The sequence below is a fragment of the Aeromonas sp. S5(2024) genome, assembly GCF_041403025.1.
Lineage (GTDB): Bacteria > Pseudomonadota > Gammaproteobacteria > Enterobacterales > Aeromonadaceae > Aeromonas > Aeromonas hydrophila.
Map to the genome: position 1 here is coordinate 462,612 of NZ_JBGLRI010000003.1, position 15,383 is coordinate 477,994.

Annotated in this window: 12 protein-coding genes; 7 read left to right on the forward strand and 5 right to left on the reverse strand. The window is 59.6% G+C overall.

What is annotated here, in order from left to right:
• The first annotated feature begins 2 nt into the window (after positions 1 to 2).
• Positions 3 to 1,196, forward strand: coding sequence for an ROK family protein (locus ACB032_RS08700; protein ID WP_371137765.1), 1,194 nt, complete (start codon positions 3 to 5; stop codon positions 1,194 to 1,196).
• A 21-nt stretch (positions 1,197 to 1,217) separates the two neighbouring features.
• On the opposite strand, the gene dsdC is transcribed toward ACB032_RS08700, so the two are convergent.
• Both dsdC and ACB032_RS08710 read right to left on the reverse strand, forming a co-directional pair.
• A complete protein-coding gene (dsdC, locus tag ACB032_RS08705) occupies positions 1,218 to 2,171 on the reverse strand; it encodes a DNA-binding transcriptional regulator DsdC (protein WP_371137766.1) in 954 nt (317 codons plus the stop codon).
• 124 nt (positions 2,172 to 2,295) lie between these two features.
• Entirely contained in the window at positions 2,296 to 2,481 is a 186-nt protein-coding gene (locus ACB032_RS08710; RefSeq protein WP_371137767.1) for a hypothetical protein, read from the reverse strand.
• Here ACB032_RS08710 and ACB032_RS08715 point away from each other — a divergent pair.
• Together ACB032_RS08715 and ACB032_RS08720 are read left to right on the forward strand one after the other, a co-directional pair.
• Entirely contained in the window at positions 2,471 to 3,802 is a 1,332-nt protein-coding gene (locus tag ACB032_RS08715; protein WP_371137768.1) for a D-serine ammonia-lyase, read from the forward strand. The two genes, ACB032_RS08710 and ACB032_RS08715, sit on opposite strands and share 11 nt — an antisense overlap.
• Before the next feature lie 334 nt (positions 3,803 to 4,136).
• On the forward strand, positions 4,137 to 4,313 hold the full coding sequence (locus ACB032_RS08720) for a hypothetical protein (protein WP_011705338.1): 177 nt from the start codon (positions 4,137 to 4,139) through the stop codon (positions 4,311 to 4,313).
• 89 nt (positions 4,314 to 4,402) lie between these two features.
• Here ACB032_RS08720 and icd read toward each other — a convergent pair whose 3' ends face one another.
• Positions 4,403 to 5,656: an NADP-dependent isocitrate dehydrogenase gene (icd, locus tag ACB032_RS08725; protein ID WP_011705337.1), complete on the reverse strand. Its 1,254-nt coding sequence runs from the start codon at positions 5,654 to 5,656 to the stop codon at positions 4,403 to 4,405.
• Positions 5,657 to 5,858: 202 nt separating this feature from the next.
• Positions 5,859 to 6,734 carry a helix-turn-helix transcriptional regulator gene (locus tag ACB032_RS08730; RefSeq protein WP_371137769.1) on the reverse strand — a complete coding sequence of 292 codons (876 nt, stop codon included), beginning with the start codon at positions 6,732 to 6,734 and terminating at the stop codon, positions 5,859 to 5,861.
• 129 nt (positions 6,735 to 6,863) lie between these two features.
• Between ACB032_RS08730 and manA the strand changes: the two genes are divergently transcribed.
• A complete protein-coding gene (manA, locus tag ACB032_RS08735; protein WP_371137770.1) occupies positions 6,864 to 8,063 on the forward strand; it encodes a mannose-6-phosphate isomerase, class I in 1,200 nt (399 codons plus the stop codon).
• 237 nt (positions 8,064 to 8,300) lie between these two features.
• The gene (locus tag ACB032_RS08740; protein ID WP_043124221.1) at positions 8,301 to 8,807 is read left to right on the forward strand and encodes a hypothetical protein; all 507 of its coding nucleotides are present in this window, start codon (positions 8,301 to 8,303) and stop codon (positions 8,805 to 8,807) included.
• A gap of 76 nt (positions 8,808 to 8,883) precedes the next feature.
• Here ACB032_RS08740 and ACB032_RS08745 read toward each other — a convergent pair whose 3' ends face one another.
• Entirely contained in the window at positions 8,884 to 9,033 is a 150-nt protein-coding gene (locus tag ACB032_RS08745) for a hypothetical protein (RefSeq protein WP_011705333.1), read from the reverse strand.
• A gap of 735 nt (positions 9,034 to 9,768) precedes the next feature.
• Here ACB032_RS08745 and ACB032_RS08750 point away from each other — a divergent pair.
• Together ACB032_RS08750 and ACB032_RS08755 are read left to right on the forward strand one after the other, a co-directional pair.
• Entirely contained in the window at positions 9,769 to 11,661 is a 1,893-nt protein-coding gene (locus ACB032_RS08750) for a PTS fructose transporter subunit EIIC (RefSeq protein ID WP_371137771.1), read from the forward strand.
• A 217-nt stretch (positions 11,662 to 11,878) separates the two neighbouring features.
• Positions 11,879 to 15,337, forward strand: coding sequence for an AAA domain-containing protein (locus tag ACB032_RS08755; RefSeq protein ID WP_371137772.1), 3,459 nt, complete (start codon positions 11,879 to 11,881; stop codon positions 15,335 to 15,337).
• Positions 15,338 to 15,383: the final 46 nt, after the last annotated feature.

The following is a 15,383-nucleotide window of genomic DNA, read 5'->3' on the forward strand; positions in this document are numbered from 1 at the left end:
TGATGAGCACAGGGTTAAACAACCAGAAGGTACGCCACCACAACAAGCAGGTGCTGCTGGCCCTGCTCTACCAGCTCAAGGAGGCGAGCAAGTCCACCCTGGCACGCCATTGCGAGCTATCCATTCCGGCGGTCAGCAAGATCCTCGACGAGCTGGTGGCCGAGGGCGCCATCAGCCACAGCGACCAGAACCTCTCCCAGCGCGGCATCAATGGCGGCAGCTACCGCATCGCCAGCGGTCAGGGGGCAATCCTCTGCCTCAATATCAGCCCCACCAGCCTAGAGAGCATTCTGGTGGACAACCTGATCACCCCGCTCGATGACTACGCCGGTCAGAAAATTGCGCCGCAAACCCCGGACGAGCTGCTGCGCCTGATCGAGGCCTGCTACTACCAGCACAAGCGCCGCCACAAGGGACTGGCGATCCGGCTGGCCATTGCGGTACACGGTCAGGTCAACCCGGCCAGCGGGGTATCACAGACCATGCCCCAGGCCCCCTGGCACGCGCCGGTCGAGCTCAAGTATCTGCTGGAGGAGCACCTCGGCTGCGAGGTGATGGTGGACAACGACTGCATCATGCTGGCGCTGGCCCAGAAGTGGCAGGGGGCGGAAAACGTCGGCGATTTTTGCGTCATCAACGTCGACTACGGCATCGGTTCGGCCTTCATCATCAACGGCCAGATCTACCGGGGAGCCCTGTTTGGCAGCGGCCAGATCGGCCACACCATCATCAACCCGGATGGCAGCGCCTGTGCCTGCGGCCGTTACGGCTGCCTGGAGACAGTCGCCTCCCTCTCGGCCATCAAGAAGCGGGCCCGGGTCTTTCTCAAGCAGCAGGGGGCAGATCCCGCTGCGCTGGCGGAGGGGCGTGTCGGCACCGCCCAGCTGCTGGCACGCTACCAGCAGGGGGATCCCATGATCCGGGCCATGGTGGATGAGGGTGCCCGCGCCATTGGCCTGAGCCTCTACAACTTCCTCAACATCCTCAACATCAACCGTATCTGGCTCTATGGCCGTAGCTGCGGTTTTGGCGAGGAGTGGCTGCAGACCATCATCCACCAGACCGGTGCCAACCCGTTCGACTGCAGCGACGCCGTCAACGCCACCCACATCCGTTTTGGCCAGCTCAGCCGCGCCCAGCAGGTGATGGGGATTGGCTATCTCTATGTGGAACGTGCCCTGGCACAGCCTCGCTAGCCTGTTTGCGCAAGGGCTGACTCAGTCCCCCGCCTGCTGGCAGGCCCAGTCGATAAAAGCTTGCGCCTTGGGGTTCTGGCAATTGGGCAGGGTGGCGATGTAGTAACGCTGGGCGCAGCGCACCGCCATGTCCGGGAAGGGGGCCACCAGCTCGTTCTGTGCCAGCCGCTTGCTCACCAGGTTCTGCCGTCCCATGGCGATCCCGGCGTGGTTCATGGCGGCGATGATGGCGAGATCGGAGCGATCAAACCCCATGCTGGCCCTACATGCCGAAAGCGACACGCCGGACTGCTCGGCCCAGCTGGACCACTCGTCGCCGTCGGAGTCATGGCCCCAGGCTTGCCGATCGTGCAGCAGGCGGCAGTGCGCCAGGTTGGCCGGGTTGCCGAGCAGCCCGTGCTGTTCGGCATACTCCGGGCTGCACACCGGCACCATGTACTCGTCCATCAGCGGGTGGATGGCGAGCCGCGCAGGCGTCTGGTCATCGAAATAGAGGGTGAGATCGATGCCGTAACCATGCAGATTGATGTTCTCGTTGCCGGTCATGATGTTGAGCTCGATCTGGGGATGCAGGCGGGAAAAATCTGCTAGCCGAGGCACCAGCCAGCACTGGGCGATGGAGGGGCGCGAGTAGACGGTCAGAGTGCCCGACAGCTCCTGATGGCGGATCTCTAGGATCTCCTGGTTGATGAACTCCAGCGATGACTTGAGCGCCCAGAACACCCGCAGCCCGTCTGCCGTCAGCGCCACCTTGCGGTGAAAGCGCTGGAACAGCTTGAAGCCGAGATCCTCCTCCAGCGCGCTTATCCGGTGGCTCACCGCGCTCGGGCTGAGCGCCAGCTCGTCGGCCGCCAGCGCAAAGGAGCCGTGTCTGGCTGCCGCTTCGAAGGTGTGCAGCCTGGCCAGCTGATAGCCGTTGAGCAGCTTGTTTCCCGCGATGCGGCTTCTCGCCACCTGATGATCCTGCTGGTACATGACGCCCCTATTGCCCCTCTTCAACACGTGCGCCGATGATACCGAAAAAGTGCCCACTTGCATCAGCTCATACCACCCAATGTCGCTCTCAGGCCAACATTGTGATGAATGGGGCGCCCTTGCATCAATCCAGCTCATCCAAGACGTTCATTTCATCATTTGTCACGACCACCTCATTGGCATTGAATAACGCCAAGCTTATTCCCATGCCGGGGCGCGCCGCAGCTATCGCAGCCTTGAGACGGCATCGGCCATGACTGGCCGGCGCGCCCGAATTCCATGACAAGACCGAGAACACCATGAAAAACATCGACGTATCACAACTCACCCAGCAGTTTCCACTGCTGCAATCCCTGATCGCGCTGGAACCGGTCAGCTGGTTCAACCCTAAGGCCACCACCCTAAAGGAAGGTCTGCCCCACGTAGGGCTGGATGGCCGCGATGTGGCGGATGCCTCCGCCCGCCTGGCCCGCTTCGCCCCCTACCTGTACGAAGCCTTCCCCGAGACCCGCGCCAGCAAGGGCATTCTCGAATCCGACATCGCCGCCATCCCGACCATGCAGCGCACCCTGAATGCCCGTTACGGGGTCGAGGTGAGCGGCCGGCTGCTGCTCAAAAAAGACAGCCATCTGCCCATCTCCGGCTCCATCAAGGCGCGCGGCGGCATCTACGAGGTGCTGGCCCACGCCGAGCAACTGGCCATCAAGGCCGGTCTGCTCTGCGAAGAGGACGATTATCGCAAGCTGTTCACGGACGAGTTCCGCCACTTCTTCAGCCAGTACAGCATCGCGGTGGGCTCCACCGGCAACCTCGGCATGTCCATCGGCATCATGAGCGCCCGCCTCGGCTTTCGCGTCACCGTCCACATGTCGGCTGATGCGCGGGAGTGGAAGAAGCGCAAGTTGCGCGAACATGGCGCCATCGTGGTGGAATACGCAGAGGATTACGGGGTCGCGGTGGAGCAGGGGCGCAAGGAGGCCGAACGCGACCCCAACTGTTTCTTCATCGATGACGAGAACTCCCGCACCCTGTTCCTCGGCTACGCGGTGGCCGGTGAGCGGGTGAAAAAGCAGTTTGATGACATGGGGATTGTGGTGGACGCCGACCATCCGCTGTTTGTCTACCTGCCTTGCGGCGTCGGTGGCGGCCCCGGCGGGGTGGCCTTTGGCCTCAAGCTCGCGTTCGGTGACAACGTTCATTGCCTGTTTGCCGAGCCAACCCACTCCCCCTGCATGCTGCTCGGGGTGCACACCGGCTTGCACGATGCCATTGCGGTGCAAGACCTTGGCATCGACAACCTCACCGCGGCCGACGGCCTCGCGGTGGGGCGCGCCTCTGGCTTTGTCGGCCGCGCCATGGAGCGGCTGCTGGCAGGTTTCTACACCCTGAGCGATCAGGAGATGTATGACCTGCTGGGACTCTTGGCCCGCGCTGAGCAGATCAAGCTGGAACCTTCTGCGCTGGCCGGCATGGCAGGTCCGTGGCGCGTCGCGGCCAAGCTTGAGTGGCAGGCCGGTCAGGGGCTGGATGCCGCCAAAATGGCTCGGGCCACCCACCTGGTATGGGCCACCGGCGGCGGCATGGTGCCCGCCGAGGAGATGGAAAAGTACCTGGCCAGCGCCCGCCGCTGATCTTTTTTTCAGCCATAAAACCCGCCAGACTGGCGGGTTTTTCTCGTGTGGGATCAGCAAGATGGCGCCGCTGCTCGCCCCCTTGCAAGCCAGACGGCCAGACAGCTGGACACCCTGAATTGCCGACAATCCCCCCAAGCTGGTTATTTTGTGATACGATAGTGGCCGTTTTTTGACATCTGCACCCACGTTGGCGCCCTGATCCGGCGAGATCGCGACCCAATCCGTCGATCACAACCATCACGGGCATGCAGAAAAACCGTGGCCTGATGGCCCCGTCCGGCACAAAGCCTGGCGGCGGTCAGCAAGACACACGAGATAAGGAGATCGGGCAATGAAACAATATCAAAGCTGGCTGGGACAATATCTGATGAGTCGCCGCGATGGGGATCACGCCATGGCATCCGAACTCGCCAGCTCCATCTGCGAGTTCTGGCAGGCCCAGGGAGACGAGGCCGAGTTCAGCAAATGGCAGCAGATCTACCAGCAGCACGTGGAAAAGACCACCTGACCCATTGGGTGCCCCCCCCTCGGCACCCGCCCATCACCCATAAAAAAACCGGCGCTCATGGCGCCGGTTTTGCATTTCAGTGACCCGGATTACATCTGGTCGACCATGTCCTGGGCGAACTGGGAGCAGGAGCGCAGGGTAGCGCCTTCCATCAGACGCTCGAAGTCATAGGTGACGGTCTTGTTGCGGATCGCCGCTTCCATCCCCTTGATGATGAGGTCGGCCGCTTCGGTCCAGCCCATATGGCGCAACATCATCTCGGCAGAGAGGATGAGGGAGCCCGGGTTGACCTTGTCCTGACCTGCGTATTTCGGCGCGGTACCGTGGGTTGCTTCGAACAGGGCCACGCCGTCACCGATGTTGGCACCCGGTGCGATGCCGATGCCGCCCACCTGGGCCGCCAGCGCGTCGGAGATGTAGTCGCCGTTCAAGTTCATGCAGGCGATGACGTCATACTCGGCCGGGCGCAGCAGGATCTGTTGCAGGAAGGCGTCGGCGATGACGTCCTTGACCACGATGGTCTTGCCGGTTTTCGGGTTCTTGAAGGAGCACCAGGGGCCGCCGTCGATGAGCTGGGCATCGTACTCTTTCTGGGCCAGGGCGTAGCCCCAATCCTTGAAGGCACCTTCGGTGAACTTCATGATGTTGCCCTTGTGCACCAGGGTCACGGAGTCACGATCGTTGTCGATGGCATACTCGATGGCGGCACGCACCAGACGCTCGGTACCGGCCTTGGACATCGGCTTGATGCCGATGCCGCAGGTCTCGGGGAAGCGAATTTTCTTCACGCCCATCTCGTTTTGCAGGAAGGCGATCACCTTCTTGGCTTCGTCGCTGTCGGCTTTCCACTCGATGCCGGCGTAGATGTCTTCGGCGTTCTCGCGGAAGATCACCATGTCGGTCAGATCAGGACGCTTGACCGGGCTCGGGGTGCCTTCGTAGTAACGGACCGGACGCAGGCAGATGTAGAGATCCAGCTCCTGGCGCAGGGCCACGTTGAGGGAGCGAATACCGCCGCCGACCGGGGTGGTCAGCGGGCCCTTGATGGCCACGCAGTATTCACGAATGAAATCCAGGGTTTCGGCCGGCAGCCAGGCACCTTCGCCATAGACATGAGTCGACTTCTCGCCGGTGTAGATCTCCATCCAGGCGATCTTGCGCTCGCCTTTGTAGGCTTTCTCGACCGCGGCATTCACCACATTCAACATGGCCGGGGTCACGTCCACACCGATGCCATCCCCTTCGATAAACGGAATGATCGGATGGTTGGGAACCTGCAGCTTGCCGTTGGCATCGACTGTGATTTTCTGGCCCTGGGTCGGGATAACTACTTTGCTTTCCATCGGCATCTCCTAACTTCCGTTTGTTATCAATCTGTAAGTTGCGCGCGGCCATCTTAAGCCCATCCATTTGCAGAATCAAATGGCGAGCACGCATGTCAGACCATAGTCGCGCACTGGATCACAATGCGTCCCTTCTGCCTGCTCCGGATCCGAAGCAGGCCCGCCGGCACCTGACTCGGACAGGCTCCAGCAGCATCCCTGCTTATCCCGCCAGCCCCTCGGCCTGCCCCTGCGGCTGGCTGAGTGCCCGGTACTGGGAGGGGGTCAGCCCGGTCTTCTGCTTGAACACCCGGCAAAAATAGTTCACATCGCTGTAACCACAGCGGCTGGCCACCTCTTCGAGGCGAAAGCGGTATTTCTTGAGCATGAACTTGGCCCGATCGATGCGCACCCAGCTGATGTAATCGGCCAGGCGCATGTGCCCCTGCTCGCGAAACAGGTGCGACAGGTGGCTGGCCGAGACGTTGAAGCGATGGGCGATCGAATCCCGGCTGATGGGGCGGTGAAAGTTCTCCTGGATATAGATGCAGATCCCGTGAAACAGCTCGGCCCCCCGCGGCCGCTCGAAGGTGGACTCCGCCAGCAGCTGGCGCACGCTGGTGAGCAGCGCCTGCAGCAGGTGATTGTCGGTGGGGGAGCGAGCGGGATCCTCGGTCAGCACGTTGAGCGCCGCCAGTATGTGTTCGTTCACATGGCCGGCCCGGGCCATGATGCTGTGCTTTTGCACGTCAAAGAAATCGTGGTCTTCCCGCCGCTTGCTCACCAGACTGAAACCCAGCTGGCGCTTGCCGAACAGCAGGCTCAGCACCGAGCAGTCGGTGGTCCAGAGCGGCTTGTTCCAGCCGTTGGGGGGGATGTAGAGCGCCTGCCCCGGGGCGATGCAGATCTCCTGGCAGCCCTGCTCCCTGTCCCAGATCTGGTTGCGATACTCGCCGCTGAACACCAGCTCGAGGCGGGGAAAGTTGACCTGATAGCTGAAACCGGGCGGCACCCCCTGATCCTGGGCAAACCAGATCTGGTCGAAGGGGGCCTGCTCGTGGAGGGCGCCATCGAGCAACTGGCTGAAGACAAGAGACATGCTGATCCTGATCAAGAGAGAGGCAAGCGGTTGCGGTGCCCGCGACCGCCCATGTTATAGTCCGGTCCACGGCAGCAATGCCACCCTTTTCTGCACCCGATTTTCTGCACACCAAATGAGGCATCCCTTATGAGCAGTCGCGATCTGCCCTCTTTTTTGTCAATGCAAAATCCGATTCAAGGCTACGACTGGGGCAGCCATGACGCCCTCACCACCCTGTTCGGCATCCCCAATCCGGCGGGCAAGCCCCAGGCCGAACTGTGGATGGGTGCCCACCCCAATGGCTGCTCCGAGGTAGTGCTGGCCGGGCAGGCGCAAAAGCTCTCGACCCTGATAGAGAGCGCCCCCGCCGCCGTGCTGGGCGAGGCCACCCAGACCCGTTTCGGCAGCCTGCCGTTCCTGTTCAAGGTGCTGTGCGCCGAGAAGGCCCTCTCCATTCAGGTGCACCCGAGCAAGGCGCAGGCCGAAGCGGGCTTTGCCAAGGAAGAGGCCGCCGGCATCTCGCCCAAGGCCGCCAATCGCAACTACAAGGATCCCAACCACAAGCCCGAGCTGGTGTTTGCCCTCACCCCCTATCAGGCGATGAACGGCTTTCGCGCCATCCCGGCCATCCTGGCACTGTTCGAGCGGGTCAAGCTGCCCGCCCTTGCCGAGCTGGTCGCCGCCCTCGCCGCCAGCCAGAACGAAGCGGGTCTGCAACACTTCTTCCACCAGCTGCTGGTGCTGGAAGGGGCGCGCAAGGAGGAGGCACTGGCGGGCTTGCTGGCCTACGCAGGTGAGCATCAGGATGAAGAGACCTTCGCTCTCATCACCAGCCTGGCCGCCCAGTACCCGGGGGATGTGGGGCTGTTCTCGCCGCTCTTGCTCAACGTGGTGACCCTGCAGCCCGGCCAGGCGATGTATCTGGACGCCTGCACCCCGCACGCCTATGTGCGCGGCACTGGCCTCGAGATCATGGCCAACTCCGACAACGTGCTGCGCGCCGGGCTCACCCCCAAGTACATAGACGTGACCGAGCTGTTGGCCTGCACCCGCAGCTTACCCAAGCCGGACCACCAGATCCTGCTGGCCCCCCGCGTGGAAGGGGCGGTGCAGCACTTCGAGGTGCCAGTGCCGGACTTCACCTTCAGCGTCTACCCGGCGGGCGAGCACCAGCTCACCACCGCCAGCGCCGAGATCCTGTTTGCCATCGACGAGGCCGTGATCCTCAAGCGTGGTGATGACACTCTGCGCCTCGAGAAGGGGCAGTCAGCCTTTATCCCGGCCGCCACCGGCCGCTACCAGCTGCTGGCCGAGGGCCGGGTCGCCCGCGCCGGCAACCGCTGCTAAGCCGATTCAAATCGACTCATGACCACAAGGGCCATCCAGGATGGCCCTTGTTTTTTGGCGGTCTCAATCACCGCGCCCCTCCCCTTTGCCGACAAATTTCTTGATGTGCGGCATAAATTCATCAGATCCTGCTGTCGTCCTCTGCCGGGTTGGCTATCATGCCCGTCTGGCTATCACTGCGCCTTGACCCTCGCCGGAGCCACCACGGTCACCCGGCACCCCTTCAGGAAGAACATCATGAAAGGCTACTGCGGACTATCCGTTTTATTGCTGGCGCTGCTGGGCAGCCCGGTGCATGCCGCCTGTGACAAGGGGGTAGCGCTCAGGCTGGCCAAGGCGTTCTGGAACGAGCACAAGGATTTCTATTACGCCGACCCGGCGCCGCTCAAGGCACTGCTCACCCCCGACTTCTTCGCCGTGCTGAGCAGCGAGGCCGCCTGCAACGCCGACGGCGAGGTGTGTGCCATCGATGCCGATCCCTGGATCAACGCCCAGGATGGCGAGGTGAGCGAACCCGTCAGCTTCACCCTGGCCAACCAGCAAGAGCAAGGGGTAACGGTCAGGATGCAGTATCTGTTTGCCCTTTCCGACAACCAGAAAGAGCCGCAGACGGTCAGCCTCCACTTTCAAAAGAGCGGCGACAATCGCTGCTACCTGATGGATGACTTCATCCCTCCCGGCGACGGCTCGCTCAAGCAGCGCCTGCGCCAATGGCAGAGCCACAACGCCATCGAACCGCAATAAAAAACCCCCGCCGTGCTGGCGGGGGTTTTGCATTCTGCCGGGCCGCGTGCGCATCAGCGCCGGGCTGGCCACGGGGTCACTCCTCCACGGCCTCCGGCTGAGGCTCTTCAGCGCGGATCTGCTGCAGCTCTTCGACCCTGGCCTGCCATTTGTCGTGGGCCTGTTTGCGCTCCTGTTGCTTGAACTCTTCGCGCATGGTGTCGATCTCTTGGACCAGTTTTTCCATCGGGATGTCTCCTTACATCTGGGTGAACATGACAAGTAAAACGGGTTGACGGCACACTCCGCATCAAGGGCGTTGGCCTGTCGGTTCATCAGGTTTGACTTCCGGTTTGCCAAAACTGTCCAACTAAATAAACGATTGGATATGCAAAAAGCAATCTAAAAAATGATTAAATGTCTCTCAGTAGGCCATCAAAAGGAGGTCAAAACCGCCTCTCTCCGCTCCGACCAAGAAAATACAAAATATTAATTATCAAATAGTTAAGCGCACACCACTACAAATCCGCACACCCTTTTCAATCAGCCAATTATGCATTGATTTTTCATCCCCCCTTCTTGCGTTTTCTGCCACCCCACCACCATGAGCATCCCCTACGGCCAGGCCACCGCTTTTGCCGACCGGCTCACAATTTTTCCGCCAGCTCGAGCGCACAAATCTCCATCCCGCCGCCTGCCGACAGCATTCAGGCTCACCACTTATTGGTCATCAGTCGTACTCAGATTAAAAATAACTATCTGTTTTAAAATACATTTCTATACAAACAGGATCACCCTCTCAGGTAGGACAAAATGCGAGCAGGGTCACAGGCAGGCGCCATCAACACAAAAATCCAGTAAAGGGCACATATGTCCGATTTCGGCCGAGGCACTTGGGAGAAACAATAGGCAGGTCAACCCGTTGCACCACCGTTTTCAACAGGACCACTTCCATTCGAACGGCACCAGCCAGGAGAGAACCATGCTCACCACCCTGATAGATGAAGGATTGATCTGCCTCGAACTTGCGGCCCACGACAAGCAGGCGCTGTTTGTCGAACTGGCCGCCAGGCTCAAGGCCAGCGGCAAGATAGCCAGTGAGGAGCAGTTTGTCCGCGACCTCTGGGCGCGAGAGGAGCTGGACAACACCGGCTTCGAGCAGGGGGTCGCCCTGCCCCACGCCAAGAGCGAGGCGGTGCGAGAGCCGGCCATCGTGGTCGGCATCAGCCGCCAGGGCATCGACTACGGCGCCGAAGATGGCGAACCCTCCAAGCTGTTCTTCATGATTGCCTCCCCGGCGGGCGGCGCCAACCACCATATCGAGGTGCTGGCCGAGCTCTCCACCAAGCTGCTGGAACCCGGTTTCATCGCCAGCATGCAGGCGGCCACCAGCCGTGCCGAGGTACTCGCCTTGCTGGCCGCACCAGGGCCGTCCGCTGCCCCTGTCGCCCCCGCCCGGGCACAACCCGCCCAGCCGGCAGAGCCGCAGGAGCGCGGCATCAAGGCCCAGCTCAACACCCTCAAGCAGCACCTGCTGTTCGGCACCTCCCACATGATCCCCTTCATCGTGGCCGGGGGCGTCTTGCTGTCGCTGTCGGTCATGATCAGCGGCAAGGGCGCCGTGCCCGAGGCGGGCGTGCTCAAGGACATGGCCGACATGGGGATTGCCGGGCTCACCCTGTTTACTGCCGTGCTGGGCGGCTACATCGCCTACTCCATGGCGGACAAACCGGGCCTGGCCCCCGGCATGATCGGCTCCTGGATTGCAGTACAGCAGTTTCACACCGGTTTTCTCGGTGCCATCCTGGTGGGCTTTATCGCCGGCCTCATCGTCAACCAGCTCAAACGCATAAAACTACCGGACTCCATGAGTTCGCTCGGCTCCATCTTCATCTATCCGCTCATCGGCACCTTCCTGGTGTGCGGCATTGTCATGTGGGTCATCGGCGCCCCCATCGCCGCCATGATGGAGGGGATGAACCACTGGCTCTCCGGCATGGCGGGCTCAGGCAAGGTGATGCTGGGGGCCATCCTGGGTGGCATGACCGCCTTTGACATGGGCGGCCCCATCAACAAGGTGGCCACCCTGTTCGCCCAGACCCAGGTCAACACCCAGCCCTGGCTGATGGGCGGGGTCGGCATCGCCATCTGCGTGCCGCCGCTCGGCATGGCGCTGGCCACCCTGCTCTCGCCCAAGCGTTACAAAAAAGAGGAGCGTGAAGCGGGCAAGGCAGCCGCCATCATGGGCATGATCGGCATCAGCGAGGGGGCCATTCCATTTGCCGCCGCCGACCCGGTGCGCGTCATCCCGGCCATCGTCGCAGGCGGCATCGTCGGCAACATCACCGGCTTCATGATGCACAGCATCAACCACGCCCCCTGGGGCGGCTGGATCGTGCTGCCGGTGGTGGAGGGCAAGATGGGCTATATCCTCGGCACCCTGCTCGGCGCCCTCACCACGGCCCTTATCGTCAACCTGCTGAAAAAGCCGGTCAGCGACACCGAAGAGAGCAACGAGCGCCAGGAGGAGTACCAGATCATCGAGGCGGAAGGGGAAGCCGAAGTACTGGCCATCACCGCCTGCCCCTCCGGCGTGGCCCACACCTTCCTAGCCGCCAAGAGCCTGCAAAAAGCGGCCGCCAAGGCCGGCATCAAGCTGAAAGTGGAAACCCAGGGCGCCAACGGCATCATCAACCGCATCAGCGCCAAGGACGTGGCCAACGCCCGCTGCGTCATCCTGGCCCACGACGTGGCCATCAAGAACAAGGAGCGCTTCGCCCATATCGAGGTCATCGACGTCAAGACCCGGGAGGCTATCCACAACCCGGAAGGGCTGCTGGCCCGCACCCTGGGCGGCGGCAGCAAGGTAGCGTGATTCTGTGACTCACAAGCGGGTTATTCTGAAATAAATAAGGGGCCTCATGGCCCCTCACTTATAACATATATATCAATATAGTTTTTTGAGAACAGCCTCTCAAAAGAAGAAATTACAATAACAACCCAAATGTATCCCACCCACCTAAACGCGATAGAATACATTCCAAAACCAGCCTGACAGGCTAATTCTGCTTCCTGCCTATCGCGATCACACTATGCAACCAACCAGCCTCTCCTACGCCGCCTATTGGCGTGATTCCCTTGCCGACGCCGAGCTTAATCGTGGTGGTCTTTCTCAAAAAGACCTGTTGAATTATCACAAACTTCCCTTCAACCAGATCCAGGAGGGGCAGCTGGCCCCAGACATAACTTTGGCACTGTTCCATGATGAAGCCGATGATATGGAATCGGTTGTCGTGGAGCTGAGACTTCAGGTCTATCTATACCGCCTAACTCATGGTAAACGCACTGCCACCGGCTGTCCCGAGGTAGTCACCCCGCTGGTGACCGTAGCCACTCTGGATCGAGAAGGAATCCTCTATCCTCATGGGCTGGCTCTGGTTCCCAGAGACATTCTAGAACCATTAGCTCAGGGCTCATTCTCCGTCGGCCGAATCGAGATGCTCGATGAGTGGCTGACCCAGCATCCCGCCCCGTTCATCGATCGTAAATCAGATACTCATGAGACCCACAATTGGAGTGCTAATAACTGGCAACTACTGGTCGCATCCTATTTCGACAAGATGATTGCCAAGGTCACAGATAATTGGCCAGATGAGCAGACATCCTACTTGAAAGCAGATTATGGCCTGCTTCATAAAAGATCGACACAGAGTGGTGCGAGTCGCCATATATTGCCCCTCTACGATCACTTGGTCAAAACACGCCCAAGTAATGCCTTGTTCGAACGATACGCTCGTGAACAACAATTACCCCTTCAGCCCTGTCTGGGCACATTCGCAGGCGTTAGCCAGCGGCTAGGACATGCTTCAGACCGCTACCCACTAGCCGATGCACAGCGCGCGGCCATGACACACCATCTGCTCAGTCAGCAGGGAGATATACTGGCCGTCAATGGCCCACCTGGGACGGGTAAGACAACCCTGCTACTCTCCATCATTGCCTCCCACATGGTTGAGTCGGCCATCGCGGCCGACCAACCCAGGCTCATTGCAGCCGCATCGACCAACAACCAAGCAGTCACCAATATTCTCGATGCCTTTGCCAAAGACTTCTCCGTCGGTACAGGCCCCTTCGCCGGGCGCTGGCTTCCGGATGTGCACAGCTTTGGCTCCTACTTCCCCGCCGCGCATAAACGGTTAGACGCCAGCGCGCAATACCAGACCATGAATTTCTTCGACTCGATAGAAAATAGCAGTTATGTCTCGCGCGCCAGAGAGGTTTACCTACACGCAGCCCAACAGGCCTACCCCGACCTTGCCGATGCACGAGTTTCAGAGGTCACCGACCGGCTGCACAAGGATCTGGTGGCCTATGCTGACATGCTCTGTTCCATTGATTCGAGCTGGAAACTGATGTCGCAAGCCAAGGATGCCGTCACATGGTTGGGTGAGGCTCCCTACCAAGCCCTTGCGAACCTGCGACTCGACGCTCACCAAGCGAACGAGGCAGTAGCTTTTGCCCGAGCAGCCAAACTGGCTTGGGAGATGATCCTCACCGAGGAACCATGGTGGCAGACACTGTTTTCCTGGCTGCCAGCTGTCGCCAATCGCCGTTTTATCACCGCCAGGCGAGCCCTTAGGGCGACCACAGCCACCATACCCGATGAGTGCAATTCAATCGAGGCACTGACTGCGGCACTGGATAGAGAACTAGATAATGCCCTCATAACCTACAAAATTAGGCAGCAGCGCGTGGTGGATGGAGAAACGGCGCTCACCCTGTGCGAAACAACCCGAAGACAGTGGTGCCAGGCTATTGCCCCTGTGGTGAGTATTCAGCAGTCTGATACTGTCCCCTCTCTGGAAGAGGTCGACAAATTGGCGGACACGGGAATACGCTTTCAGGCCTTTTTACTCGCCACCCACTATTGGGAGGGGCGTTGGTTGCAGACGATGGAAGAGCAACTCAATCAACTCCCAAAAGAACAGGGTAAAACAGGGAAGAATGCCGTCACGGCACGCTGGATGCGCCGCATGATGCTGACGCCCTGCATGGTGTCCACCTTTTATATGCTGCCTTCCGAAATGAAGGTCAGCCGGTATGAGCAAGGCGACTTTATTCCTGATTACCTCTATGAATTCATTGATCTTCTGATTGTGGATGAGGCCGGACAGGTGTCACCCGAAGTGGCTGGTGCCAGCTTTGCCTTAGCCAAAAAAGCACTGGTTATTGGTGATACGCAACAGATTGCTCCTATCTGGAACATGCAGCCCAGTATCGATATCGGCAACCTGCATTTCCATCGCCTGCTCGACATCCACTCTGCCGACACCGACTATGATCGTCTGTGTAAGGCTGGTAAAACGGCTTCCAAAGGCAGCGTGATGCGAATCGCTCAATGTGCGTCGCGTTATCACTATGATCCGGCGCTGGAACGAGGCATGACCCTGTACGAACACAGACGCTGTGTCGATGAAATCATCAATTACTGCAATGAGCTCTGTTATCACGGCAAGCTGCTTCCCAAGCGAGGTGTAGCCGTTCCCAACACCGCCTTTCCCGCCATGGGATATCTGCATATCGATGGGAAGTGCCTGCGGATCCATGGTGGCAGCCGCCACAATCTGCTCGAGGCCGAGACCATCGCAGCATGGCTGCGGGAACATCGGCAACAAATAGAAACTTTGTACGGTGCAGACCTTGGTCAAGTAGTCGCCGTGGTGACCCCTTTTGCGGGTCAGGTCGAAGCCATCTCGACAGCCTGCAAGAAAAGAGGACTTCCCGTGGGTAAAAACAAGGACGGCATCACTATCGGGACCACCCATGCTCTGCAAGGAGCCGAACGCCCCATCGTTCTTTTTTCACCAACTTATTCAAAGCACGCAGATGGGCTCTTCATCGACAACAGCAACAGCATGCTCAACGTGGCGGTGTCTCGCGCCAAGGATCACTTCTTGGTATTTGGCGATATGGATCTGTTTAATCAAGAGCGGGACAACACCCCAAGGGGCCTGCTGGCCAAGCATCTCTTCTCTCGACCTGAAAATATGCTGAAATTTCAAACGATGCGAAGACATGACCTCGCCCCCACAGAGGCGCAATGCGACCTGCTTCGTGACGTTCATGAACATAATGCTTTTTTGCTTGAAGTACTGGCCAGCGCGACTCAAGAAGTACACATCGTATCGCCATGGTTGAGGAAGCACCGGATAGTGCAAGCAGGCCTATTACCCGCAATGGAAAAGGCCTCGGCCAGAGGTGTTACCGTAACCGTCTATGCAGACCCTGCGCTCAACATGAAAGATGAAGATCATTGGCTCCCCAGTTCAACAGCTCTACAAGAAGCGGGGATAAATCTCATTAAAGTGCCTCGCCTGCACAGTAAAATGGTGGCCAAAGATGGAAAGATCCTCTGTCTAGGCTCTTTTAATTGGCTCAGTGCAGCGAATCACGGTCCTTACGCTCGTCACGAAACATCGATTGCCTATTCAGGCCCCGCCGTTCATCAAGAGATCCGAGTCTTGGTTGCTAGCTTAGTAACAAGGCAATAGAGCTAAATCCTATTCGCAAGAGTCTACCTAAAAGGCTGACGTCCCA

Coding starts and splice junctions, on each gene's coding strand:
- ACB032_RS08700 (WP_371137765.1), top strand. CDS start 3: ATGAGCACAGGGTTAAACAACCAGAAGGTACGCCACCACAACAAGCAG.
- dsdC (WP_371137766.1), bottom strand. CDS start 2,171: ATGTACCAGCAGGATCATCAGGTGGCGAGAAGCCGCATCGCGGGAAAC.
- ACB032_RS08715 (WP_371137768.1), top strand. CDS start 2,471: ATGAAAAACATCGACGTATCACAACTCACCCAGCAGTTTCCACTGCTG.
- ACB032_RS08710 (WP_371137767.1), bottom strand. CDS start 2,481: ATGTTTTTCATGGTGTTCTCGGTCTTGTCATGGAATTCGGGCGCGCCG.
- ACB032_RS08720 (WP_011705338.1), top strand. CDS start 4,137: ATGAAACAATATCAAAGCTGGCTGGGACAATATCTGATGAGTCGCCGC.
- icd (WP_011705337.1), bottom strand. CDS start 5,656: ATGGAAAGCAAAGTAGTTATCCCGACCCAGGGCCAGAAAATCACAGTC.
- ACB032_RS08730 (WP_371137769.1), bottom strand. CDS start 6,734: ATGTCTCTTGTCTTCAGCCAGTTGCTCGATGGCGCCCTCCACGAGCAG.
- manA (WP_371137770.1), top strand. CDS start 6,864: ATGAGCAGTCGCGATCTGCCCTCTTTTTTGTCAATGCAAAATCCGATT.
- ACB032_RS08740 (WP_043124221.1), top strand. CDS start 8,301: ATGAAAGGCTACTGCGGACTATCCGTTTTATTGCTGGCGCTGCTGGGC.
- ACB032_RS08745 (WP_011705333.1), bottom strand. CDS start 9,033: ATGGAAAAACTGGTCCAAGAGATCGACACCATGCGCGAAGAGTTCAAG.
- ACB032_RS08750 (WP_371137771.1), top strand. CDS start 9,769: ATGCTCACCACCCTGATAGATGAAGGATTGATCTGCCTCGAACTTGCG.
- ACB032_RS08755 (WP_371137772.1), top strand. CDS start 11,879: ATGCAACCAACCAGCCTCTCCTACGCCGCCTATTGGCGTGATTCCCTT.